Source organism: Burkholderia sp. BCC0097, assembly GCF_902832985.1.
Classification (GTDB): Bacteria; Pseudomonadota; Gammaproteobacteria; order Burkholderiales; family Burkholderiaceae; genus Burkholderia; species Burkholderia orbicola.
The window spans coordinates 263,800-286,030 of sequence record NZ_CADFDM010000007.1 but is presented as its reverse complement, the minus strand read 5'-3'; the positions used below and the strand labels follow the sequence as shown (position 1 = coordinate 286,030).

Annotated in this window: 23 protein-coding genes, 1 other RNA gene and 1 riboswitch; of the genes, 11 read left to right on the top strand and 13 right to left on the bottom strand. The window is 67.1% G+C overall.

What is annotated here, in order from left to right; all coding sequences use genetic code 11:
• Positions 1–22: 22 nt before the first annotated feature.
• Positions 23–838 (bottom strand): ABC transporter ATP-binding protein, encoded by an 816-nt coding sequence (locus tag HWX07_RS24500; protein ID WP_175877970.1) that lies wholly within the window; start codon positions 836–838, stop codon positions 23–25.
• Positions 835–1,950: an iron ABC transporter permease gene (locus tag HWX07_RS24495; RefSeq protein ID WP_034175944.1), complete on the bottom strand. Its 1,116-nt coding sequence runs from the start codon at positions 1,948–1,950 to the stop codon at positions 835–837. Before HWX07_RS24495 ends, HWX07_RS24500 begins: the two co-directional genes overlap by 4 nt.
• 41 nt (positions 1,951–1,991) lie before the next feature.
• Positions 1,992–2,240: riboswitch (cobalamin riboswitch) on the bottom strand.
• A 154-nt stretch (positions 2,241–2,394) separates the two neighbouring features.
• Between HWX07_RS24495 and HWX07_RS24490 the strand changes: the two genes are divergently transcribed.
• The 5 genes from HWX07_RS24490 to HWX07_RS24470 all read left to right on the top strand — a co-directional run bounded on the left by HWX07_RS24490 (position 2,395) and on the right by HWX07_RS24470 (position 4,764).
• Entirely contained in the window at positions 2,395–2,745 is a 351-nt protein-coding gene (locus HWX07_RS24490; RefSeq protein WP_006478092.1) for an ATPase, read from the top strand.
• Positions 2,742–3,056, top strand: a complete 315-nt coding sequence (locus HWX07_RS24485) for a cell division protein ZapA (RefSeq protein WP_006478091.1) — start codon at positions 2,742–2,744, stop codon at positions 3,054–3,056. The genes HWX07_RS24490 and HWX07_RS24485 overlap by 4 nt, the downstream gene beginning before the upstream one ends.
• Positions 3,057–3,137: 81 nt before the next feature.
• Positions 3,138–3,319: non-coding RNA, 6S RNA (ssrS, locus tag HWX07_RS24480), on the top strand.
• Between the two features lie 62 nt (positions 3,320–3,381).
• Complete coding sequence (locus HWX07_RS24475) at positions 3,382–3,843, top strand: EVE domain-containing protein (RefSeq protein WP_175877969.1); 462 nt, start codon at positions 3,382–3,384, stop codon at positions 3,841–3,843.
• A gap of 180 nt (positions 3,844–4,023) precedes the next feature.
• Positions 4,024–4,764 carry an SIMPL domain-containing protein gene (locus HWX07_RS24470; protein WP_034186272.1) on the top strand — a complete coding sequence of 247 codons (741 nt, stop codon included), beginning with the start codon at positions 4,024–4,026 and terminating at the stop codon, positions 4,762–4,764.
• Between the two features lie 136 nt (positions 4,765–4,900).
• Here the strand turns inward: HWX07_RS24470 and lgt are convergent, their stop codons facing one another.
• Both lgt and HWX07_RS24460 read right to left on the bottom strand, forming a co-directional pair.
• The gene (gene lgt / locus HWX07_RS24465; RefSeq protein ID WP_175877968.1) at positions 4,901–5,791 is read right to left on the bottom strand and encodes a prolipoprotein diacylglyceryl transferase; all 891 of its coding nucleotides are present in this window, start codon (positions 5,789–5,791) and stop codon (positions 4,901–4,903) included.
• Between the two features lie 89 nt (positions 5,792–5,880).
• Positions 5,881–6,795: a LysR substrate-binding domain-containing protein gene (locus HWX07_RS24460; protein ID WP_175877967.1), complete on the bottom strand. Its 915-nt coding sequence runs from the start codon at positions 6,793–6,795 to the stop codon at positions 5,881–5,883.
• Between the two features lie 136 nt (positions 6,796–6,931).
• Between HWX07_RS24460 and ilvD the strand changes: the two genes are divergently transcribed.
• Together ilvD and HWX07_RS24450 are read left to right on the top strand one after the other, a co-directional pair.
• Positions 6,932–8,605: a dihydroxy-acid dehydratase gene (ilvD, locus tag HWX07_RS24455; RefSeq protein WP_175877966.1), complete on the top strand. Its 1,674-nt coding sequence runs from the start codon at positions 6,932–6,934 to the stop codon at positions 8,603–8,605.
• 124 nt (positions 8,606–8,729) lie between these two features.
• On the top strand, positions 8,730–9,056 hold the full coding sequence (locus HWX07_RS24450; RefSeq protein ID WP_006478085.1) for a c-type cytochrome: 327 nt from the start codon (positions 8,730–8,732) through the stop codon (positions 9,054–9,056).
• A 147-nt stretch (positions 9,057–9,203) separates the two neighbouring features.
• Here HWX07_RS24450 and HWX07_RS24445 read toward each other — a convergent pair whose 3' ends face one another.
• Genes HWX07_RS24445 through HWX07_RS24435 form a run of 3 tightly spaced genes read right to left on the bottom strand, consistent with a single transcriptional unit; the run spans position 9,204 to position 11,947 of the window.
• On the bottom strand, positions 9,204–9,959 hold the full coding sequence (locus HWX07_RS24445; protein ID WP_175877965.1) for a DUF2486 family protein: 756 nt from the start codon (positions 9,957–9,959) through the stop codon (positions 9,204–9,206).
• Positions 9,960–9,984: 25 nt separating this feature from the next.
• Positions 9,985–10,401: a DNA polymerase III subunit chi gene (locus tag HWX07_RS24440; protein ID WP_006478083.1), complete on the bottom strand. Its 417-nt coding sequence runs from the start codon at positions 10,399–10,401 to the stop codon at positions 9,985–9,987.
• A gap of 34 nt (positions 10,402–10,435) precedes the next feature.
• Positions 10,436–11,947, bottom strand: a complete 1,512-nt coding sequence (locus HWX07_RS24435; protein ID WP_175877964.1) for a leucyl aminopeptidase — start codon at positions 11,945–11,947, stop codon at positions 10,436–10,438.
• A gap of 122 nt (positions 11,948–12,069) precedes the next feature.
• Here HWX07_RS24435 and lptF point away from each other — a divergent pair, with 122 nt between their 5' ends.
• Genes lptF through HWX07_RS24420 form a run of 3 tightly spaced genes read left to right on the top strand, consistent with a single transcriptional unit; the run spans position 12,070 to position 14,728 of the window.
• Positions 12,070–13,164, top strand: a complete 1,095-nt coding sequence (lptF, locus tag HWX07_RS24430) for an LPS export ABC transporter permease LptF (protein WP_175877963.1) — start codon at positions 12,070–12,072, stop codon at positions 13,162–13,164.
• A gap of 3 nt (positions 13,165–13,167) precedes the next feature.
• Entirely contained in the window at positions 13,168–14,316 is a 1,149-nt protein-coding gene (lptG, locus tag HWX07_RS24425) for an LPS export ABC transporter permease LptG (RefSeq protein WP_011694364.1), read from the top strand.
• A 25-nt stretch (positions 14,317–14,341) separates the two neighbouring features.
• The gene (locus HWX07_RS24420) at positions 14,342–14,728 is read left to right on the top strand and encodes a CbiX/SirB N-terminal domain-containing protein (RefSeq protein WP_175877962.1); all 387 of its coding nucleotides are present in this window, start codon (positions 14,342–14,344) and stop codon (positions 14,726–14,728) included.
• A gap of 106 nt (positions 14,729–14,834) precedes the next feature.
• Here HWX07_RS24420 and cobA read toward each other — a convergent pair whose 3' ends face one another.
• The 6 genes from cobA to HWX07_RS24390 all read right to left on the bottom strand — a co-directional run bounded on the left by cobA (position 14,835) and on the right by HWX07_RS24390 (position 21,011).
• On the bottom strand, positions 14,835–15,584 hold the full coding sequence (cobA, locus tag HWX07_RS24415; protein WP_175877961.1) for a uroporphyrinogen-III C-methyltransferase: 750 nt from the start codon (positions 15,582–15,584) through the stop codon (positions 14,835–14,837).
• A gap of 61 nt (positions 15,585–15,645) precedes the next feature.
• Complete coding sequence (locus HWX07_RS24410) at positions 15,646–16,962, bottom strand: sulfate adenylyltransferase subunit 1 (protein ID WP_011545985.1); 1,317 nt, start codon at positions 16,960–16,962, stop codon at positions 15,646–15,648.
• A gap of 22 nt (positions 16,963–16,984) precedes the next feature.
• A complete protein-coding gene (gene cysD, locus HWX07_RS24405; protein ID WP_006478076.1) occupies positions 16,985–17,947 on the bottom strand; it encodes a sulfate adenylyltransferase subunit CysD in 963 nt (320 codons plus the stop codon).
• Positions 17,948–18,023: 76 nt separating this feature from the next.
• Entirely contained in the window at positions 18,024–18,767 is a 744-nt protein-coding gene (locus HWX07_RS24400) for a phosphoadenylyl-sulfate reductase (RefSeq protein ID WP_175877960.1), read from the bottom strand.
• The gene (locus HWX07_RS24395; RefSeq protein WP_175877959.1) at positions 18,764–19,306 is read right to left on the bottom strand and encodes a DUF934 domain-containing protein; all 543 of its coding nucleotides are present in this window, start codon (positions 19,304–19,306) and stop codon (positions 18,764–18,766) included. The genes HWX07_RS24400 and HWX07_RS24395 overlap by 4 nt, the downstream gene beginning before the upstream one ends.
• Positions 19,307–19,331: 25 nt before the next feature.
• On the bottom strand, positions 19,332–21,011 hold the full coding sequence (locus HWX07_RS24390; protein WP_175877958.1) for a nitrite/sulfite reductase: 1,680 nt from the start codon (positions 21,009–21,011) through the stop codon (positions 19,332–19,334).
• Between the two features lie 214 nt (positions 21,012–21,225).
• Here HWX07_RS24390 and HWX07_RS24385 point away from each other — a divergent pair, with 214 nt between their 5' ends.
• The gene (locus HWX07_RS24385) at positions 21,226–22,167 is read left to right on the top strand and encodes a CysB family HTH-type transcriptional regulator (protein WP_006478072.1); all 942 of its coding nucleotides are present in this window, start codon (positions 21,226–21,228) and stop codon (positions 22,165–22,167) included.
• Positions 22,168–22,231 lie beyond the last annotated feature (64 nt).

The following is a 22,231-nucleotide window of genomic DNA, read 5'->3' as shown; positions in this document are numbered from 1 at the left end:
GGAAAAATCGGAACAGGAAAGGTCATTGTCGCGCAGGCCATGCCGGCAGCAGCGCATCGCGGCCGTTCTCGCGGATCAGCACGAGCGGATAGCCGAACGCGTCGCTCGCGCGCTCGGGCGTCAACACGTCGTGCACGAGGCCGGCCGAGGCATGGCCACGGCCGTCGAGCAATAGCGCATGCGTCGCGAAGCGTCGCGCGAGATTCAGGTCGTGACACGAAAACAATATCGTGCGCGGGGCTGCCGCGAGCCAGGCGGCCAGCGCAGTGAGGCAATCGATCTGGTGATGCAGGTCCAGATGCGCGAGCGGTTCGTCGAGCAGCATCAGCGGCGCATCCTGGCACAGCGTCGCGGCCAGCGCGACCCGCTGCCGCTCGCCGCCCGACAGCGACATCACGTCGCGCGACGCGAGCGGGCTCAGGTCGAACATCGCGAGCGCAGCGCGCGCGGCCGCGCGGTCGCCGTCGCGCTCCCAACCCCAGCCGCCGAGATACGGAAAGCGGTTGAGCAGCACCGTGTCGAACACGGTCGCGCTGAACGCGTCGTGCAATTGCTGCGGCATCAGCGCGCGGCGCTGCGCGAGGTGTTCGGAGCGCCACGCGGCAAGCGGGCGGCCGTCGATCTCGACGTGTCCGCCGGCCGGCGGCTGCAATCCCGCGAGCGTGGCGAGCAGCGTCGTCTTGCCCGCGCCGTTCGGTCCGGCGACGCACCAGATCTCGCCGGGGCGGAACGCCTGCGTGAAGCGGTCGAGCAGCGTGCGCGCGCCGGCCTTCAGCGTCAGGTCGACGGCCCTGTAGTGCAGGTCGCCGGCGGCGGCGTTCAGTGCGGGGCCCGTCATCGCATCGGCCTCCTCAGCAACATCCACAGGAACACCGGCACGCCGATCAACGCGGTCATCACGCCGACCGGCAATTGCGCGGGCGCGATCGCGGTACGCGCGAGCAGATCGGCCGCCATCACGCCGCCGCCGCCCGCGAGCATCGCGGCCGGCAGCAGCATGCGCTGGTCGTTGCCGAAGGCGAGCCGCAACGCATGCGGCACGACGAGGCCGACGAAACCGATCGTGCCGGCCGTCGTCACCGCGGCCGCGGCGGCCAGCGACGCGACGAGATAGATCCGCACGCGCAGGCGCGCGACCGGCACGCCGAGCGCCTGCGCGGTCGCGTCGCCGCGCAGCAGCACGTTCAGTTGCGGGGCGACCGGCAGCGCGACGCCTGCGCTCAGCAGCAGCGCGCCCCACGCGAACCATGGCGCCGTCGCGCCGTTCAGGTCGCCCGTCAGCCAGAAGATGATGCCGCGCAGCCGCGCGTCGGGCGCGAGCGACAACAACAGCGTGACGAGCGCGCCCCACCCCGCCGCGATCACGACGCCGGTGAGCAGCAGCCGCGGCGACGCATCGCGCGATTCGCCGCGCCACAGCTCGCGCCTCGCGAGACCGAGCACCAGCGCGACCGATACGAGCGAGCCGGCGAACGCCGATGCGTCGACGAGCCACCATGCGCCGCCTGCGATCATCGCGACGAGCGCGAAGCCGGCCGCGCCGCCGGACACGCCCAGCACGTACGGCTCGGCGAGCGGATTGCGCAGCAGCACCTGCAACAACGCGCCGGCCAGCGCGAGCAGCGCGCCACACGCGAAACCCGCGAGCGCGCGCGGCAGGCGCAGCGTCCGGACGATGTCGGCAAACAGGGTGTCGCCGCCGTGCGGCACGAGGGATGCGAGCGCCTGCCACGGCGACATCGGCACGCTGCCGATCGACAGCGACGCGACGAACAGCAGCGCGACCAAGGCGGCCAGCGCGGCCCAGATCACGGTGGCGCGTGCGGCGCTCATGCCGCGCACGGCCGCGCGCACGACGCGCGGCGCATCCGCTTGCGGCAGCCGGCCAGGCGCGACAGGGGCACGTGGCGGACGATTGGGGTCGGCATCGAAGAACGTTCCGTGAAACATTGCGCGCCCCGCTTCCCCGCAGGTCGCGCGTCATGGAGCCCGCAGGGGCTCCCCGTCTCGGCCGGTATCCGGGCTGGCGGCGGTCCGGCTCGCCTTCCCGCGCCATGACGCGCAGTGGCCCGCGCCCGCGTGCGACCTGCAGCGAAACGCGCCCGAGCCGGCCTGCGTCACACGACGCGGCCGCTTACCGTTGCGGGGGCAGCGCAGGTTGGCACGCTCGTGGAGCCCGCACCCTGCTTCCCGTTTAACCGCGCGTCCTGCGCGCGTGCACCGAGGCGGCGCCAGTTTAGGAGCCGGTCGCGCGAGCGTCAAGGAAGCGTCCGGCGCGGCGCGGGACACGCCTATTCGCGGCAAGAAGCCGGGGTGTTACGACTGGAAACGTTACAGATGTCGGATTGCGCGTTATTCCGCGCTAAAATGCTGGGTCTTTAGAGGACGCAGCAAATGCTCAACGAACTCGAAACCCTATCTCAAAATATTGGCCGTCTGATTTCGCTGAACAAGCGCTATCACTCGGAACGGCTCGCGCTCGAGGAGCAGGTCGCGCAATTGCGCGCGGAAGCGGACACGGTCCGCGCGGAACTCGCGCAGCTGCGCGACGAACGCAATGCGCTCGCGGCCGAGCGCGACACGCTGTCGGCGAAGATCGACGACGCCCAGGTGAAACTGAACGCGATTCTCGAAAAGCTGCCGCGCTCGAAGAGCGCGGAGCAAGCCGACAACCAGCTCGACCTGCTCGATGCGCAGGCGCGCACGGATGGCGATGACGCGGCCAGCCACGGAGAACATGCATGAGCACCAAGCAGATCGAAGTCTCGATTCTCGGTCAGCCCTATCGGCTCGCCTGTTCGGCCGAGACCGAAGCGGCGCTGCTCGAAGCGGTCGCGCGCGTCGACGCCGAAATGTCGAAAATCCGCTCGAACAGCTCGGTGCGCGGCACCGATCGCATCGCGGTGATGGCGGCGCTGTCGCTCGCATCGGAATTGCTGCGACTGCAAACGAGCGTGCGGCATGGTGAAGCATTTCCGGCCGAGGAAATCCGTCGTACAATGCACCAGATGAACGAACAGCTCGGGGCGGTGCTCGCACAGCACGAGACGCAGTAACGTTTCAAACGATACGTCGATTCCGCTTGATCTCGACGATCAACGGTGGTCAAATTGGCGCATCGAAACACAGTTCAGTCAGCTTCCCTGCCTGGTTCGCCAAGGTCATATATTCCTTGAACCAATGCCATGTGCACGGTTGCGGAAATTTGTAGCACGGGCGCGCGCGTCACTCTGTCTGATGTACCCGAAGTGCTGCTAACTGCGACCAATTCTGAACCTCAGGTTCAGGATGCCGGCCTAGCGGCCAAGGCGGGGGCCTATCCAACGGCATCGGGAAAGTCCCGGTGCCGTTTTCTTTTGTAGCACTGCGTCGATCACGACCATGCAATACTGGCTGATGAAGTCCGAACCGGACGAAGCAAGCATCGACGATCTCGCCAACGCACCGCAGCGCTCGCTGCCGTGGACCGGCGTGCGCAACTATCAGGCGCGCAATTTCATGCGCGACACGATGAAGATCGGCGACGGCGTACTGTTCTATCACTCCAGCTGCCCCGAGCCGGGCATCGCGGGCCTCGCCGAAGTATCGTCGACGCCCTACCCCGATCCCACGCAGTTCGATCCGAAAAGCCCCTATTACGACCCGAAATCGACGCAGGAAGCGCCACGCTGGCTGCTCGTCGACGTGCGCTTCGTGAAGAAGTCGCCGCTCGTGCCGCTCGCCGCGCTGCGCGAGCACGACGAACTCGCCGACATGCGCGTGCTCGCGCGCGGCAATCGGCTGTCGATCACGCCCGTCACGCGTGCGCAATGGCGGTTCATCACCGAAAAGTTGATGAAGTAGGCGCGCGCCAAACGTCAAATCCGGTCAGTACGCGTTGCCGTAACGGAACTCGCGGAGCGTTCGCGCAGCCTAAGCAACCGCTGTCGGCCAATCGGGCCGGCTGTCGTTTTTTCGTCGCGCGGTACGCCCGCGTCGCGCACGCGTGATCCGCGTGCGCGCCCTCGCACAAGGAGTCCAACAATGACCAAGAAATCCGCACTCGCGCTGTCGCTCGCCCTCGCCGCCGCCGTTCCCGTCGCGCTGACGCTCGCGTCGCCCGCCGCGCACGCGCAGACGGCGAACCCGCACTTTCCGGAGCCGGCGGGCGTGCTGTCGCTTTCGTCGCAGGCCAGTGCCGACGTGCCGCAGGACATCATCCACATCACGCTGTTCTACGAGCAGCAGGCCAAGGACCCGGGCAGCCTCACCGCGCAGTTGAACCAGCGCGCGGATGCGGCGCTGTCGCAGGCGAAGGGCGTGTCGGGCGTCACCGCGCACACGGGTGCGTTCTCCGTGTATCCGAGCACCGACCGCGACGGCAAGATCTCCGCATGGCGCGGCCGCACCGAGGTCGCGCTCGAATCGCGCGATTTCGCCGCGGCGTCGAAGCTGGCCGGCCAGTTGTCGAACCTGATGCAGGTCGCGAACGTCGAATTCTCGCTGTCGCCGGAAGCGCAGCGCACGGCCGAGCAGAAGCTCACGACCGAGGCGATCAAGTCGTTCCGCGCCCGCGCGGACGAAGCCGCGAAGGCGTTCGGCTACAGCAGCTACACGATCCGCGACGTGAACGTCGGCAGCGGCCGCAACGTGCAGCCGTACCCGCGCATGATGGCGATGGCCGCGGCGCCGATGGACAGCGCGAAGATGAGCGCGCCGATCGCGGTCGAAGGCGGCAAGGCCACCGTGTCGGTCACCGTCAACGGCTCGGTGCAGATGAAGTAACGCACAGCACGCAGTCGTCGGAAACGAAAAACGCCGGCCCGAGGGCCGGCGTTTTCATGTGCATCGGGGTAACCGATGCGCGCGCCAAGCGCGCGTGCATCGATACTGCGTCATGCGGCCACTTCATGTAGCCACTTCAAGCAGCCGCATTCGCCACGCGACGCCGATACGCCCAGACCATCATCGCGATACCGGCGAGGATCATCGGCAGCGACAGCCACTGCCCCATCGACAGGCCGAGCGCGAGCAGGCCGAGGAAGTCGTCGGGCTCGCGCGCGAACTCGACCGTGAAACGCGCGAGGCCATAGCCGATCAGGAACAGCGCGGATATCGCACCCATCGGCCGCGGCTTGCGCGCGAACAGGAACAGCACGAAGAACAGCGCGATACCCTCGAGCGCGATTTCATAGAGCTGCGAAGGATGGCGCGGCAGCATCTGGTATTGCATGAACACGTCGGCGAGATGCCACTTCTCGACGAGTTCCGGATGTTTCGGCAGCCATGCCGCATCGTCGCGCATCGCGCCCGGGAACAGCATCGCCCACGGCGCCGTCGGATCGGTCACGCGGCCCCACAGTTCGCCGTTGATGAAGTTGCCGAGCCGCCCGGCCGCGAGTCCCAACGGCACCATCGGCGCGACGAAATCGGTGACCTGCAGCCAGTGCCGCTTGCGCTGCCACGCGAACAGCATCATCGCGAGCGTCACGCCGAGGAAGCCGCCGTGAAACGACATGCCGCCTTCCCACACCTTGAACACGTCGAGCGGATGCGAGAAATAGAAATCGGCCTTGTAGAACAGCACGTAGCCGAGCCGGCCGCCGAGCACGGTGCCGAGCACGCCGTAGAACATCATGTCGTCGATGTCCTTCGCGGTCCAGCCCTGCGCCGCCACGTACGGCAGCTTCAGGCGGATCCGGCCGACGACGATCGCCGCGATGAAGCCGACGAGATACATGAGGCCATACCAGCGCACGGCCAGCGGCCCGAGATGGATCGCAACGGGGTCGAAATTCGGGTGAATGATCATGGGTTAGCGAAGAAGTTTTCGAATACGGTACGGCCGTCGCACATGTGCGGCACCGCGCGTTGGACGGGGCGCGCGCGCCATCGTTCACGTCACGCGGCAAGACCTTGCGCGCGCACGACGTCGATGAAGCCGGCGAGCACGGGGCTCACGTCGCCGGCGCGCCACACGAGGCCCGTCTCGACGACCGGCGCATGGCCGGCGAGCGGCCGGTAGACCACGCCGGTGCGCCGCAGGTTACGCAGCGATTGCGGCACCAGTGCGACGCCCATGCCGGCCGACACGAGGCTGACGATCGTCTGCATCTGGATCGCCTCCTGGCCGATGTGCGGGGTTTCCCCCGCCGCGCCATAGCAGCCCGTAATGATGTCATAAAAGCCGGGCGCCAAACGACGCGGGAAGATCACGAGCGGCAACGCGGCGACCTCGGCGAGCTGCACGGGCTCGTCCTCCGGCGCGTCGGATGCCCCGGCCGGCATCGCGACCACCAGCGGCTCGCGCACGACGGGCAGGTACGACAGTCCGGCCGCGTGACGCGGCGGCACGGGCGGAATCACGAGCCCGGCGTCGATGCGCCCGGCGACGAGTTCGTCGATCTGCACGTCGCTCGTCGCTTCCGAGAGCTGCAGCCGCACCTGCGGATAGCGCGCGCCGAACGCGCGCAGCAACGACGGCAGCAGCCCATAGTCGGCGGTCGACACGAACGCGAGCGACAGCGAGCCGGCCTCGCCGCGCGCGAGCCGCCGCGCGAGCGGCGGCAGCGCATCGGCCGACGCGAGCAGCCGGCGCACGTCCGGCAGCAGCGCCGCACCGACCGCCGTCAGCGCGACCGAGCGCTTGGTGCGCACGAACAGCGCGACGCCGAGCGCGTCCTCCAGCGCGCGGATCGCCTGCGACAGCGGCGGCTGCGTCATCGACAGGCGCTCGGCCGCGCGACCGAAATGTCGCTCGTCGGCGACGGTGACGAAATAGCGCCACTGGCGCAGGTCGGGGGTAGGATAGGCCATGCTCGACTCATTCGCAAAACGACTTAATAAGCGACAAATAATATATTGGACATCCGATAACGGAAACTCCATGCTTGGTTGATCCATCCGGCGCACCGTTCGCGCCGGCGTCGCCAAAACAACGATGGAGCTCCCCATGTCGTACAACCGTCGCTCTAAGAACATCACGCAAGGCGTGGCCCGTTCGCCGAACCGCTCGATGTATTACGCCCTCGGCTACCAGAAGGACGATTTCGACAAGCCGATGACCGGCATCGCGAACGGCCATTCGACCATCACGCCGTGCAATTCCGGCCTGCAGCGCCTGTCGGACGCGGCCGTGGATGCCGTGAAGGCGGCCGGCGCGAACCCGCAGATCTTCGGCACGCCGACGATTTCCGACGGCATGTCGATGGGCACCGAAGGGATGAAGTACTCGCTCGTGTCGCGCGAAGTGATCGCCGACTGCATCGAGACCTGCGTGCAGGGCCAGTGGATGGACGGCGTGGTGGTGGTCGGCGGCTGCGACAAGAACATGCCCGGCGGCATGATCGCGCTCGCGCGCCTGAACGTGCCGGGCATCTACGTGTACGGCGGCACGATCCGCCCGGGCAACTGGAAGGGCCGCGACCTGACGATCGTGTCGTCGTTCGAGGCCGTCGGCGAATTCACCGCGGGCCGGATGTCGCAGGAAGACTTCGAAGGCGTCGAGAAGAACGCGTGTCCGACGTCGGGTTCGTGCGGCGGCATGTACACCGCGAACACGATGAGTTCGTCGTTCGAGGCGCTCGGGATGTCGCTGCTGTATTCGTCGACGATGGCGAACCCGGACCAGGAGAAAGTCGATTCGGCCGCCGAATCGGCACGCGTGCTGGTCGAGGCGGTGAAGCGCGACCTGAAGCCGCGCGACATCATCACGAAGGAATCGATCGAGAACGCGGTGTCGGTGATCATGGCCACCGGCGGCTCGACCAACGCGGTGCTGCACTATCTCGCGATCGCGCACGCGGCCGAAGTCGACTGGACGATCGACGACTTCGAGCGCATTCGCAAACGCGTGCCGGTGATCTGCGACCTGAAGCCGTCCGGACAGTACGTCGCGACCGACCTGCACCGGGCCGGCGGAATTCCGCAGGTGCTGAAGATCCTGCTCGATGCGGGGCTGCTGCACGGCGACTGCATGACGATCACCGGCCGCACGATCGCCGACGAGCTGAAGGACGTGCCGGCCGTGCCGCGCGCGGACCAGCACGTGATCTTCCCGATCGAGCGCGCACTGTACAAGGAAGGCCATCTGGCGATCCTGAAGGGCAATCTCGCGGAAGACGGCGCGGTCGCGAAGATCACCGGCCTGAAGAACCCGGTGATCACGGGCCCGGCGCGCGTGTTCGACGACGAACAGAGCGCGATGGACGCGATCCTCGGCGACCGGATTCGCGCGGGCGACATCCTCGTGCTGCGCTACCTCGGCCCGCAGGGCGGCCCCGGCATGCCGGAAATGCTCGCGCCGACTTCCGCGATCATCGGCAAGGGACTCGGCGAATCGGTCGGCTTCATCACGGACGGACGCTTCTCGGGCGGCACCTGGGGCATGGTGGTCGGCCACGTCGCGCCGGAAGCGTTCGTCGGCGGCACGATCGCGCTGGTGCAGGAAGGCGATTCGATCACGATCGACGCTCACCGGCTGCTGCTGCAACTGAACGTCGACGAGGCGGAACTCGCCCGGCGCCGCGCCGCGTGGCGACAGCCGGCGCCGCGCTATACGCGCGGGGTGCTCGCGAAATTCGCGGCGCTCGCCCGACCGGCGAACCAGGGGGCGGTCACGGGTTGATGCAGAGCCGCAAGGCATGCGACCCCGATAAACGGGGCCGCCGGGAACGCGCAAAACGTGCTTCCCCTTTGCTTCTATAATGCGCGGACCATGAAGCCGGCCGTCCCCGCCGGCGGAGAACCGCATGAAACAGACGATATTGCGCGTGCTGCTCGCCACGCTGCTGACCGGCAGCGCGGCGGCGGCGCGTGCCGACCAGACCGACGGGCTCGCGCTGGCGCAGCGCAAGAACTGCATGGCCTGCCATGCAATCGGCAAGCCGCTGATGGGCCCGTCGTTCCACGACATCGCCGGCAAGTACGCGGCGCGCGGCGACGCCGCCGATTATCTGGCGCAATCGATCGTGAAAGGCAGCGTCGGCGTATGGGGCAGCGTGCCGATGCCCGCCAATACGCAACTGACGAGCATCGAAGCCCACACGCTCGCCCAGTGGGTGCTGTCGGTCCGCTGAATCGGATACTCGCGCGGTGTACCCGCGCTGCGTGCAGGACGCCGCGAGACGGCGGCTCGACACTGGCCGCCCCACACCTCTGCGGCGCCTTCGCAGGCCCTTACCGGACCCGCCCCCTCTTTTTCGCCAGCGCGAACGATCGGTCGTTCAGCCGGAATGACCGACGCGACGGCGGGCGATCTCTTCATCGACCGCGTCGCGCACCCAGTCCATCACCTCGGTTTCCAGCGCGAGTGCGACTTCGCGCGTGACCTGGCCGACCAGCCAGGCCGAATGCTCGTGCAGCGCATCGCGACAGCGCGCTTCGATGGCGTCGCGCCCCGCCCCGGTCAGATAATTCGTCAGCCGATTGCGCAGCCGCTCGGCGATGTGCTGCGCATCTTCCAGCGTCAGTCCGGCTGCGACCTGCGCTTCCGGCTGCGGCGCTGCACTCGGCAGGTCCGCCGGCGGCATCGCCGTGTCGGGCGCGTGCGCGGCCGCATCGCGCGCAATCGCGGCGAACGTGTGCGGCGGCAGGCCGTCATCGACCAGCGCCGAGCGCAGCGGCGCCGTCATCGCTGCCGCGTCTTCTGCGACCACGTGCTCCGCGGCGCCGGGTTCGGCCGGTGCATCGGTCTCGCCCGCGGCGGTGGCCGTCGCCGCGTCGCCCGGCAGTTCGACGGTCGGCACGTGCGACGTCGGGATGGGTTCGACCACGACGGATTCGGGGTCGGCTTCGGTTTGACGGAAATCAGCCGGCGCCGCACCGGCGCCGCCCGGAGCGATCACGTCGGTGAGCACCGGAATGGCCGCGCTGTCGTGCGGCGCGGGTGCAGCCGGCGCGGACGAGCGCGCCGGCACCGGCTTGCCCGGCACCAGCACGTCGGTCAGCGTCGGGATCGAGGATGAATCGGCTTCTGTCACGGGAACACTCCGTCGACGGTTGCGGCTAGCCGCCCTGCTTGTAGTTGTTCAGCGCGTAGCCGCGGTCGCGGTAGAACCGGTAGCGGTCGCGGCCCGCGGCCAGTTCTTCCGGCGCGTTGCCGACCACTTCGAGCAGGCGCTCGAAGCGGGCAAACTGCGCGGGCACGGTCGCGCCGAGGTTCAGCAGCACGTGATGATGCGGTGCACGGTCGAGATCGGCGGCCAGCACGATCGGCGTGCCGGCTGCGTGCTCGCTGTCGACGCCGCAATGCGGGATGAAATCAAGCGGCGAGAACGTCCAGAGCCGCTCGTCGAGCGCGCGCAGGCGCGCGGGCTCGGCGAGCACGACGACCGGCTGCCCGGCCTGATAGGCCTTGCGCAGCAGCCGGCACGCGTACGCGAGCGAATCGCCGACGTTCGAGTGGAAATCGATCCGCGTCATTGCCCGCGCACCCGCAGCGTCGTCCGCCCCGCCATCACTGGCCGGCGCGGTCGATCAGGAACTGCGCGAGCAGCGGCACCGGACGGCCCGTCGCGCCCTTCGCGGCACCGCCCTTCCATGCGGTGCCCGCGATGTCGAGGTGGGCCCACGGATAGCTCTCGGTGAAGCGCGACAGGAAGCACGCGGCCGTCACCGCGCCGGCCGGACGCCCGCCGATGTTCGCGAGATCCGCGAAATTCGACTTCAGCTGATCCTGGTACTCGTCGTCGAGCGGCATGCGCCATGCGGGGTCGTTCGCCTCGCGCGACGCATCGAGCAGTTCGCCCGCGAGCGCGTCGTTCGTCGAGAACAGCCCGCTGTTGTGGCCGCCCAGCGCGATCACGCACGCGCCCGTCAGCGTCGCGACGTCGATCACGGCGGCCGGCTTGAAGCGCTCGGCATAGGTGAGTGCGTCGCACAGGATCAGGCGGCCTTCGGCGTCGGTGTTCAGCACCTCGATCGTCAGGCCCTTCATGCTGGTGACGATGTCGCCCGGCTTCGTCGCGTTGCCGCCCGGCATGTTCTCGCAGGTCGGCACGATCGCGACGACGTTGATCTTCAGGCCCATCTCGGCGACCGCACGGATCGTGCCGAGCACGGAGCCCGCGCCGCACATGTCGTACTTCATCTCGTCCATGCCCTCGCCCGGCTTCAGCGAGATGCCGCCCGTGTCGAACGTGATGCCCTTGCCGACCAGCACGACCGGCGCGGCCTTCGCGGCGGCGCCCTGGTAGTGCAGCACGATGAACTGCGGCGGCTCGACCGACGCGCGCGCCACCGACAGGAACGACCCCATCTTGAGCGCCTGGATCTGCTTGAGCCCGAGGACCTCGGCCTTCAGGCCCCAATCCTTCGCGATCTTCTTCGCGGTGTTGCCGAGATAGGTCGGCGTGCAGACGTTGCCGGGCAGGTTGCCGAGGTCGCGGGTGAGATCCATCCCGTTCGCGAGCGCGACGGCCTGCTTGATCGCGACCTTCGCGGCCTTTTCGTCCGCCGGGTCGACGCTGAACACGACGCGCTTGAGCGTGTGCGACGCCGGTTCCGGCTTGCTCTTCATCTGCGTGAAGCGGTAGGTCTCGTTGCGCAGCGCGAGGATCGCGGCGCGCACGCCCCAGTCGGAGCTGCGCTCGTCGACCGGCAGTTGCGCGAGCGAGAACGTGACCTGGACGACCTTGGTCGCCAGCAGCGCGCGCCAGGCGGCCGTCGCCGCATCGTTATAGGCTTTCTGATTGAAAGCATCCTGCTTGCCGAGCCCGACGAGCAGCACGCGCGACGCGCCGATGCCCGATACTTCGTGCAGGAACAGCGTCTTGCCGCGCTTGCCGTCCATGTCGCCGGCCTTTACCACGCGCGAAATCAGTCCCTTGGTGGCCGTGTCGATGTCGAGCGCCGCGCCCGACAGGGTCTGCGCCTCGAAGATGCCGAGCACGATGCAGTCGGACTTCCCGGTCAGGAACCCCTTGGCCTCGCCTTTGCTCCAATCACAGCCTTTTATGCTAAAGTCCATCGCGCTTGTCCTCGGATAAAATCTGGGCTAAGGATGAAAGCCGCAATTATCCGCTATTTTTCCCGTGGCGGCGCGAGCGCTCCACCACGCGTGCGCAGCCTCCCGCCCTCTTCTCATCAAGAATGATCTTCGAACGCTCCCTCCAGCGCGAGCTTGCGTATACGGCTGGCGCCGTGTTCATGGTGCTGCTCACGATCATGCTCACGACGATGATGATTCGCATCGTCGGCTACGCCGCGTCCGGCGAAATCGATCCGCGGGACGTGCTCGTGCTGATCGGCCTGACCGTGATCGGCTACCTCGCCGTGATGCTCGTCGTCACGCTGTTCGTGTCGATCCTGTTCGTGCTGACCCGGTGGTACCGGGACTCCGAAATGGTGGTGTGGCTCGCGTCGGGCGTGAGCCTCACGCGCCTCATCAAGCCGATCGGCGTGTTCGCCACGCCGATCATCCTGCTGATCACCTTCTTCGCGTTCGTCGGCTGGCCGTGGTCGAACCAGCAGAGCAAGATGATCCGCGCGCGCTTCCAGCAGCGCGACGAAATCTCGCTGCTCGCGCCGGGCCAGTTCCGCGAATCGGCCGCGAACCATCGCGTGTTCTTCATCGAGAAGATGTCGCCGGACCAGAGCAAGGTCCAGAACGTCTTCGTCACGTCGACGGAAAACGGCAAGGTCAACGTGGTCGTGTCGCAGACGGGCCATACGGAAACCTCGAAGGACGGCGATCGCTTCGTCGTCCTCGAGGACGGCCGCCGCTACGACGGCACGCCCGGCCAGCCGAACTTCAAGATCATGGAGTTCGAGCGCTACGGCGTGAAGATCACGAGCAAGCCGGTCACCAACGTGCAGACCACCAACAGCACGCCCACGCCCGACCTGCTGCGCAACCCGACGCGCGACAACCTCGCGGAATTCGCGTGGCGCGCGGGGCTGCCGCTGATCGCGATCAACCTGATGGTGCTCGGCATCCCGCTGTCGTACCAGAACCCGCGCCGCAGCCGCACGATCAACCTCGTGATGGCCGTGCTGATCTACCTCACGTACTCGAACCTGCTGAACGTCGTGCAGGCGCAGATCGAGCAGGGCAAGATGTCGTTCGGCGTCGGCCTCGTCGGCCTGCATGTGGTCGTCGCGGCGATCGTCGCGGTCATTTTCTGGTTGCGCGTGCGCAATCGTCCGTTGTTGACACGCGCGCTGTTCGGCCGCTCGGGAGCATGATCGATGCGGCTCTATGAAAAATACTTCGCGCGGCAGATCTACATCACGTTCGTCTTCATCCTGTTCGCGTTCTCCGGTCTGTTCTTCTTCTTCGACCTGATCAGCGAGCTGAACTCGGTCGGGCACGGCAACTACAAGTTCGGCTACGCGGTGCTGCGCGTCGCGCTGCAAACGCCTTCGCGCTTCTACGAGATCATCCCGGTCGCCGCGCTGATCAGCGCGATCTACGTGTTCGCGCAGATGGCCGCGAACTCGGAATTCACGATTTTCCGCGTGTCGGGCCTCGCGACCAACCAGGCGCTGCGCTCGTTGCTGAAGATCGGCGTGCCGCTCGTGATCGTCACCTACCTGATCGGCGAATTCGTCGGCCCGTACGCCGACCAGTTGTCCGAACGCGTGCGGCTGCAGGCGCTCGGCGCCTCGGTGTCGTCGAACTTCCAGTCGGGCGTGTGGGTCAAGGACACGCTCGCGGCCCGCGAGAACGGCGAGCAGGTCACGCGCTTCGTCAACGTCGGCAGCCTGTCGCCCGACTCGACGATCAGCAACGTGCGCATCTACGAATTCGACTCGAAATTCCAGCTGCAGAACGTGCGGATCGCGCAGACGGGCCGCTACGAGCCGCCCGGCCACTGGCTGCTGAAGGGCGTCACCGAGACGGAGCTGACGCCGATCAAGCCGATCACCGGCCAGCCGGCCGATGCGCTGAACCCCGTGTACCGGTCGCAGCAGGTGTCGCTGCCCGAATACCGGCTGCGCTCCGACCTGACGCCGCAGATCCTGTCGGTGCTGCTCGTGTCGCCGGAGCGCATGTCGATCATCAACCTGTTCCGCTACATCCAGCACTTGCGCGAGAACCAGCAGGACACGCAGCGCTACGACATCGCGCTGTGGCGCAAGCTGCTGTATCCGTTCGCGGTGTTCGTGATGCTCGTGCTGTCGCTGCCGTTCGCGTACCTGCACACGCGGGCGGGCGTGGTCGGCGTGAAGGTGTTCGGCGGCATCATGCTCGGCATGAGCTTCCAGTTGCTCAACACGCTGTTCTCGCACATCGGCACGCTGAACACGTGGCCCGCGCCGCTCACCGCCGCGACGCCGGGCCTCATCTATCTCGCACTCGGCCTGTTCGCGCTCAAGTGGGTCGACCGGCACTGAGCGCCGTCACGACGGAGGCTTCCACATGAGTTCGCACGGTATCGTCCTGTTCGGCCACGGCGCCCGCGACCCGCGCTGGGCCGAGCCGTTCGAGCGGCTCGCGGCGCGGCTGCGCGGCAGCTCCCCTGCCGCGCAGGTGTCGCTCGCGTTCCTCGAACTGATGACGCCGTCGCTCGGTGAAGCCGTGGCCGCGCAAGTGGCGGCCGGCTGTGCGCGCATCACCGTGGTACCGGTGTTCTTCGGCCAGGGCGGCCATGTGCGCCGCGACCTGCCGCAGCTCGTCGATGCATGCCGCGCCGCGCACCCGGGCGTCGAGATCCGCTGCGCGACGGCCGTCGGCGAAGACGACGGCGTGCTCGACGCGGTCGCGCGCTACTGCGTCGAGCAACTCGGCAGCGACGCGGCGAGCTGAAGCGGCAAACCCAAAACAAAAAAGCGCTGGCTTCAGAAGCCAGCGCTTTTTTTTCGCCTATCGGGGCCATCGCCGCATCGCGTGCCGCGCGGACTGCTCCTCCAACTCAAGCGGCATTGCGCAACGCGTCGCCCTCTTTCGCGAGCCGTGCGCGTTCGGCGAACGCATCGCCGATCATCAGCAGGCTCGGTTCCGCGGGATCGAGCCACGCCTGCGCGTCGCCGGACGCCATCTGCGCGAGCGTCAGCGTCAGCGTGCGTTCGCGCGCGGTGCTGCAGGCCTCGACGATCGCCACCGGCGTCGCCGGCGCACGGCCCGCATCGATCAGTTCCTGCGCGATGCCGGGCGCGCTGTCGCGGCCCATGTAGTAGACGATCGAATCGGCGCGTGCGGCTTCGCGAATCTCGTCGCTGCCCGGCGCACGGCTGTGCGTCGCGAACGCGACGCTGCGCGACACGCCGCGCAACGTCAGCGAACGCTTGAGCGTCGCCGCGCCGGCCAGCGCCGCGGTGATGCCCGGCACGACCTCGTAGTCGATGCCGGCCGCTTCCAGCGCGCGCATTTCCTCTTCCGCGCGGCCGAACAGCATCGGATCGCCGCCCTTCAGCCGCACGACGCACGCATGCTCGCGCGCCGCATCGACGATCTGCTTGTTGATGAAATGCTGCGCGGTCGAGCGTTGCCCGCAGCGCTTGCCGACCGCGATCCTGCGCGCGTTCGGCGCATAGTCGAGCATCGCGGGCTCGACGAGCGCGTCGTGCAGCACGACGTCGGCCTGTTCGAGCAGCCGCATGCCGCGCACCGTGATGAGGTCCGCCGCGCCCGGTCCTGCTCCGATCAGATACACCTTGCCCATGTTTGTCGCTTCGCTAAGGTCCTGCCGCGGCGGCCGGTTTCGCCGCCGCGCGGATTGACGATTACGCCGAGAACGCGCGGATCATGCCCGCGGCGACCGTGTGATGCGTCGCCTCGTCGATCAGCACGAACGCGCCCGTACCGGGGTGCGCATCGTACGTGTCGCAGACGATCGGCTTTTGCAGCGTCAGCGCCACGCGGCCGATGTCGTTCATCTTCAGTTCCTGACGGTCGGTCGCGTGCGAAAGCGTATGCACGTCGAGCACCTGCTTGACCGCGCCGATCTTCGCGAACACCGTGCTGGTGGTCTGCTTCAGCAGGTACTTGCGCTGCGGCGACAGCGGCGCCTCGTCGAACCAGCACAGGTCGGCCTCGAGCTTCTTGGCCGGCTCGACCGGCTCGGCGGTCGTGACGAACATGTCGCCGCGCGACACGTCGACATCCTCTTCGAGCCGGATCGTCACCGTCTGGCCCGCGAACGCGTGCGGAACTGCCGCGGTGCCGCCCGGCACCGGCGCGACGATCTCGGCAACCGTCGCGGTGCGGTTCGACGGCAGCACGACGATCGCGTCGCCGACCTTCACTTCGCCCGACTCGATGCGGCCCATGTAGCCGCGGAAATCGTCGGCCGAGCTGCCGTCCTGGCGCGCGACCCACTGCACCGGGAAGCGCAGCGCGTCATGCGCCTGCGTCTCGACCGGCAGCGACTCGAGCACGTCGAGGAGCGGCTCACCCGCGTACCACGGCATGCGCTCGCTCGCGCCGACGATGTTGTCGCCCTTGAGCGCCGACACCGGCACGAAGCGCACGTCGGTCAGGCCGAGCTGCTTCGCGAGCGCGACGTACGCGTCACGGATCTCGTTGAAACGCGCCTCGCTGTAGTCGACGAGGTCCATCTTGTTGATCGCGACGATCACGTGCTGCAGGCCGAGCAGCTTGACGATCGCGCTGTGGCGCTTGGTCTGCGGCAGCAGTTGCACGACGCCGTTCTCGACCGTGATGCGCGTCGCGTCGATCAGCACGATCGCCGCGTGCGCGGTCGACGCGCCCGTCACCATGTTGCGCGTGTACTGCTCGTGGCCCGGCGTGTCGGCGATGATGAACTTGCGCTTCGCGGTCGCGAAGTAGCGGTACGCGACGTCGATCGTGATGCCCTGCTCGCGCTCGGCTTCGAGGCCGTCGGTCAGCAGCGCGAGATCCAGCTCGTCGCCGACCGTGCGCTTGTTCTTCGCGCGCGACAGCGCGGACAATTGGTCGGACAGCACGGCCTTGCTGTCGTACAGCAGGCGGCCGATCAGCGTGCTCTTGCCGTCGTCGACGCTGCCCGCGGTGATGAAACGCAACACGCCGAGGTCTTCGGTGTTCTCGATGATGCTCATGATGTGAATGTCCTCGTGTGCTTCAGAAATAACCTTGCTTCTTGCGCTGTTCCATCGCGGCTTCGGAGGCCTGGTCGTCCATCCGGGTCGCGCCGCGTTCGGTGATCTCGGTCACCGCCGTCTCGGCGATGATCTTCTCGACGTCGTCCGCGTCGCTCTCGACCGGGCACGTGCAGCTGATGTCGCCGACCGTGCGGAAGCGCACCTGCGCCAGCTCGCTCGTCTCGCCGTCGCGCATCGGCGTGAGCGGCGTGACCGGCACGAGCAGCCCGTTGCGGCGCACGATCTCGCGCTGGTGCGCGTAATAGATCGACGGCAGTTCGAGGTTCTCGCGCGCGATGTACTGCCACACGTCGAGCTCGGTCCAGTTCGAGATCGGGAACACGCGCAGGTGCTCGCCCTTGTGCAGGCGGGCGTTGTACAGGCTCCACAGTTCCGGACGCTGCGCCTTCGGGTCCCATTGGCCGAATTCGTCGCGGAACGAGAAGATGCGCTCCTTCGCACGCGCCTTCTCTTCGTCGCGTCGCGCGCCGCCGATCAGCGCCGTGTAGCCGTGCTGTTCGATCGTCTCGAGCAGCGTGACGGCCTGCGCGGCGTTGCGCGAATCGGTCTCGCGGCGCAGCACGACCGTGCCGCGCTTGATCGAATCCTCGACGTGGCCGACCACCAGCTCGGCGCCGAGCTCTTGTGCACGGCGATCGCGGAAGTCGATCACTTCCTCGTAGTTGTGGCCCGTGTCGATATGCACGAGCGGGAACGGCAGCGTCGTCTTGCGGTTCGCGCCGAGGCCGAACGCCTTCAGCGCCAGATGCAGCACGACGACCGAATCCTTGCCGCCCGAGAACAACAGCGCCGGCTTGCTGCATTCGGCAACGAGTTCGCGCAGGATGTGGATCGACTCGGCTTCGAGCCAGTCGAGGTGGCCCATGCGGCTGTCGGCGCCGGTGGGCGGGGCAAAGGCGGATTGCTCGAGCGTCGTGCTCATGATTTCAGTCCTTCTCTTCTGGGTTCGTGCCGCCCGCTGTCGCAGGCGGCGCAATATTCAGTTTCTTATCGGGCGTTCAGTGCGCGGCGCCGGCTTCGGCATCCGCGGGAATCGGCGTGATCGTGATGTGCAGCCCGCATTCCTTCGTGTCGCGCGACTCCCACCACCAGCGGCCCGCGCGGCTGTCCTCGCCGGGACGGATCGCGCGCGTGCACGGCTCGCAGCCGATGCTCGGATAGCCGCGCGCATGCAGCGGGTTGACCGGCACGTCAAACGCGTTAAGGTACGCCCACACGTCGGCTTCCGTCCAGTCGGCGAGCGGGTTGTACTTCGCGATCCCGCGCGCTTCGTCCTGTTCCTCCTCGTGCAGCTCCGCGCGCGTGACCGACTGCTCGCGGCGCTGGCCCGTGACCCACGCGCCGACGTCGGCCAGCGCGCGGTTCAGCGGCTCGACCTTGCGGATGTGGCAGCACGACTTGCGCAGCTCGACGCTCTCGTAGAACGCGTTCAGGCCGTGCTCGGCCACGTATTGGTCCACCGCGTCCTGCTGCGGATGGAACTGCTCGATCTCGTAGCCGTAGCGCTCGCGCACGCGGTCGATCATGCCGAGCGTCTCCGCGTGCAGGCGACCCGTGTTCAGCGAGAAGATGCCGATCGACACGCCCTTCGACAGGATCGCGTGCGTGAGCAGCATATCTTCCGCGGCGAGGCTGCTCGCGAACTTCACCTTGTCGTGACGCTCGCCGATCTGCGCCAGCAGCGCGTCGAGGCGCTCGACCTTCGCGGCGAGTTCCGGCGTCAGCGCGGTGGCGGTGCTCATGCGCTCACCTTCGTGTCGGCCGCAGCAGCGCGGCGGCGGAACAGCGGCGCCGGCTCGTCGAACGCGCCCTGGTAACGCTGCGTGAATTCCGTGAACGCATTCAGCGCGTCGTGGATATCCTTGTCGGCACGCACCGCGAATGCGTCGAAGCCGCAACGCGACATGTACAGCAACTGGTCGCGCAGCACGTCGCCGATCGCGCGCAGCTCGCCGGTCCAGCCATGACGTTCGCGCAGCAGGCGCGCGATGCTGTAGCCGCGGCCGTCCGCGAAGCGCGGGAAGTCGACCGCGATCAGCGAGATCGCGCCGAAGTCGGCCACGAGATCGGCCGGCTCGCTGTCCGGCGCGAGCCACACGCCGAGTTCGTCCTTCGTCTTCGCGGCGACGAGCGCCGCGCGCTCGGCCTGCCACAACGCGAACGGCACCAGCACCTTGCCGGCCGGCAATGCGTCGACCGCGGGCAGCGCACCGTCTTCCGCCGCGCGCACGACCTGCCATGCGTCGTCGATCACTGCGCGGTTCTTGATAATCGAAGCCATCTGCAAATTCCCTCTACCCGGTTGGTTACGCGTTCACTGCCTGGCGCGCCGCATACACGCGCTCCTTGAACGGTGCGATGCCGATGCGGTCGTACGTGTCGATGAAGCGCTCGCCGTCGATGCGCGCCTCGACGAACGTATCGATCAGCTTCGCGATCACGTCCGGCACTTCTTCCGCCGAGAACGACGGCCCGATCACGCGACCGAGACGCGCGCCGTTGCGGCCCGTGCCCTGCTCGCCGCCGAGCGACACCTGGTACCACTCGGCGCCGTCCTTGTCGACGCCGAGGATGCCGATGTTGCCGACGTGGTGGTGGCCGCACGAGTTCATGCAACCGGAAATGTTCAGCGACAGGTCGCCGAGGTCGTACACGTAGTCGAGATCGTCGAAACGCTGCTGGATCGCCAGCGCGATCGGGATCGACTTCGCGTTCGCGAGCGAGCAGAAATCGCCGCCCGGGCACGCGATGATGTCGGTCAGGAGGCCCACGTTCGGCGTCGCGAAGCTGGCCGCCTTCGCCTTTTCCCACACCGTGAACAGGTCGCGCTTCTTCACGTTCGCGAGAATCAGGTTCTGTTCGTGCGACACGCGCAGTTCGCCCAGCGAGTACGCGTCGGCCCAGTCGGCCACCAGATCCATCTGCGCGTCGGTCGCGTCGCCCGGCGCCACGCGGTGATCCTTCAGCGACAGCGTGACGGCCGCATAGCCCGGCACCTTGTGCGGCGCGACGTTACGCTCGACCCAGCGCGCGAACGCCTTGTTCTCGAGCAGGTGCTGTTCGAACGACGCGTCGGTGTCGGGCAGCTTTTCGTAGACGGGCGGCTGGAAATACTGCGACACGCGGTCGATTTCGGCCTGCGTGAGCGTCGACGGGCCGTCCTTCAGGTGCTGCCACTCTTCCTCGACCTGCTGCGCGAACTTCGCGGGCGACAACGCCTTCACGAGGATCTTGATCCGCGCCTTGTACAGGTTGTCGCGGCGGCCGTAGCGGTTGTACACGCGCAGCACGGCTTCGCAGTACGTGAGCAGATGCTGCCACGGCAGGTCTTCCTTGATCACCGCGCCGACGATCGGCGTACGGCCGAGGCCGCCGCCCGCGAGGATGCTCGCGACCACCTCGCCCTGCGCGTTCTTCTTCAGGTACACGCCGAGGTCGTGGATCTGCACGGCCGCGCGGTCATGCTTCGACCCCGACACCGCGATCTTGAACTTGCGCGGCAGCCATGCGAATTCGGGATGGAACGTCGACCATTGGCGCAGGATCTCGGCCCACGGACGCGGATCGATCTCTTCGTCCTGCGCGACGCCGGCGAACTGGTCGGCCGTGATGTTGCGGATGCAGTTGCCCGACGTCTGGATGCCATGCATCTGCACCGACGCGAGCTTCGCGAGGATTTCGGGCGTGTCTTCGAGCTCGATCCAGTTGAACTGGATGTTCGAGCGGGTCGAGAAGTGGCCGTAGCCGCGGTCGTGCTCGCGGGCGATGCGCGCCAGCATCCGGAGCTGGTCGCTGCGCAGGTTGCCGTACGGAATCGCGATGCGGTGCATGTACGCGTGGCGCTGCATGTACAGGCCGTTCTGCAGACGCAGCGGACGGAATTCGTCTTCGCTCAACTCGCCCGACAGCCGGCGGCGCACCTGATCGCGGTACTGCGCGACTCGCTCGTCGACGATCGTCTGGTCGTATTGGTCGTACTGATACATTCGGGGACCCCAGGGTTTTCGTGGTGACCGCGCGACGTCCTAGCCACGTCGCGCCCGAATCTCCGTTCCGTCGTCACCGCCGCCAAGCGCTGCCGGCTGGATTGCTAATGACGAAAACAGATATCCATATTTGAAAAACTCCGGTGAATCGTAATAAACTCGCCTTATATTTCAAACGACTAAAAAATTCTGTTGATATGCGGAAGGGTTATAAATGAACCTGCACCAATTTCGCTTCGTGCGCGAGGCCGTCCGGCAGAATTTCAACCTCACCGAGGCCGCCAAGGCGCTCTACACGTCGCAACCGGGGGTATCGAAGGCGATCATCGAGCTCGAGGACGAGCTGGGCGTCGAGATCTTCACGCGGCACGGCAAGCGCGTGCGCTCGCTCACCGAGCCGGGCCGGATCATCCTCGCGTCGGTCGAGCGGATTCTCCAGGAAGTGGAAAGCCTGAAAAGGGTCGGAAAGGATTATGCGGCACAGGATCAGGGCAACCTGACCATCGCGGCGACCCACACGCAGGCCCGCTACTCGCTGCCGGCCGCGATCGCCGAGTTCAAGAAGCGCTTCCCGAAGGTGCACCTGTCGATCCTGCAAGGCAGCCCGACGCAGGTGGCCGAGATGGTGATCCACGATCAGGCCGATCTCGCGATCGCGACCGAGGCGATCTCCGACTACAAGGAACTCGTGTCGCTGCCCTGCTTCCAGTGGCACCACGCGGCCGTCGTGCCGGCCGACCATCCGCTGCTCGAACGCAAGCCGGTCACGCTGGACGATCTCGCTCAATATCCGCTGATCACCTACGACGACGCGTTCGCGGGCCGCAAGAAGATCAACCATGCGTTCGCGCTGCGCGGGCTGTCGCCGGACATCGTGCTCGAGGCGATCGACGCCGACGTGATCAAGACCTATGTCGAACTCGGCCTCGGCGTCGGCATCATGGCCGACATCGCGTTCAATCCCGAGCGCGATCGCGGCCTGCGGCTGATTCCGGTCGGCCACCTGTTCGGCAGCAACGTGACGCGCGTCGCGCTCAAGCAGGGCGCCTACCTGCGCAGTTATGTATATACGCTCGTCGAACTGCTGTCGCCGACGCTGAACCGCAAGCTGATCGAGCAGGCGCTCAAGGGCGAAGCCGAATCGTACGAGCTTTGACGGACAGGTATGAACGCAGGGGCGCACATTGCGCCCCTTTTCGTTGCCCGACGGAAATGGAGAT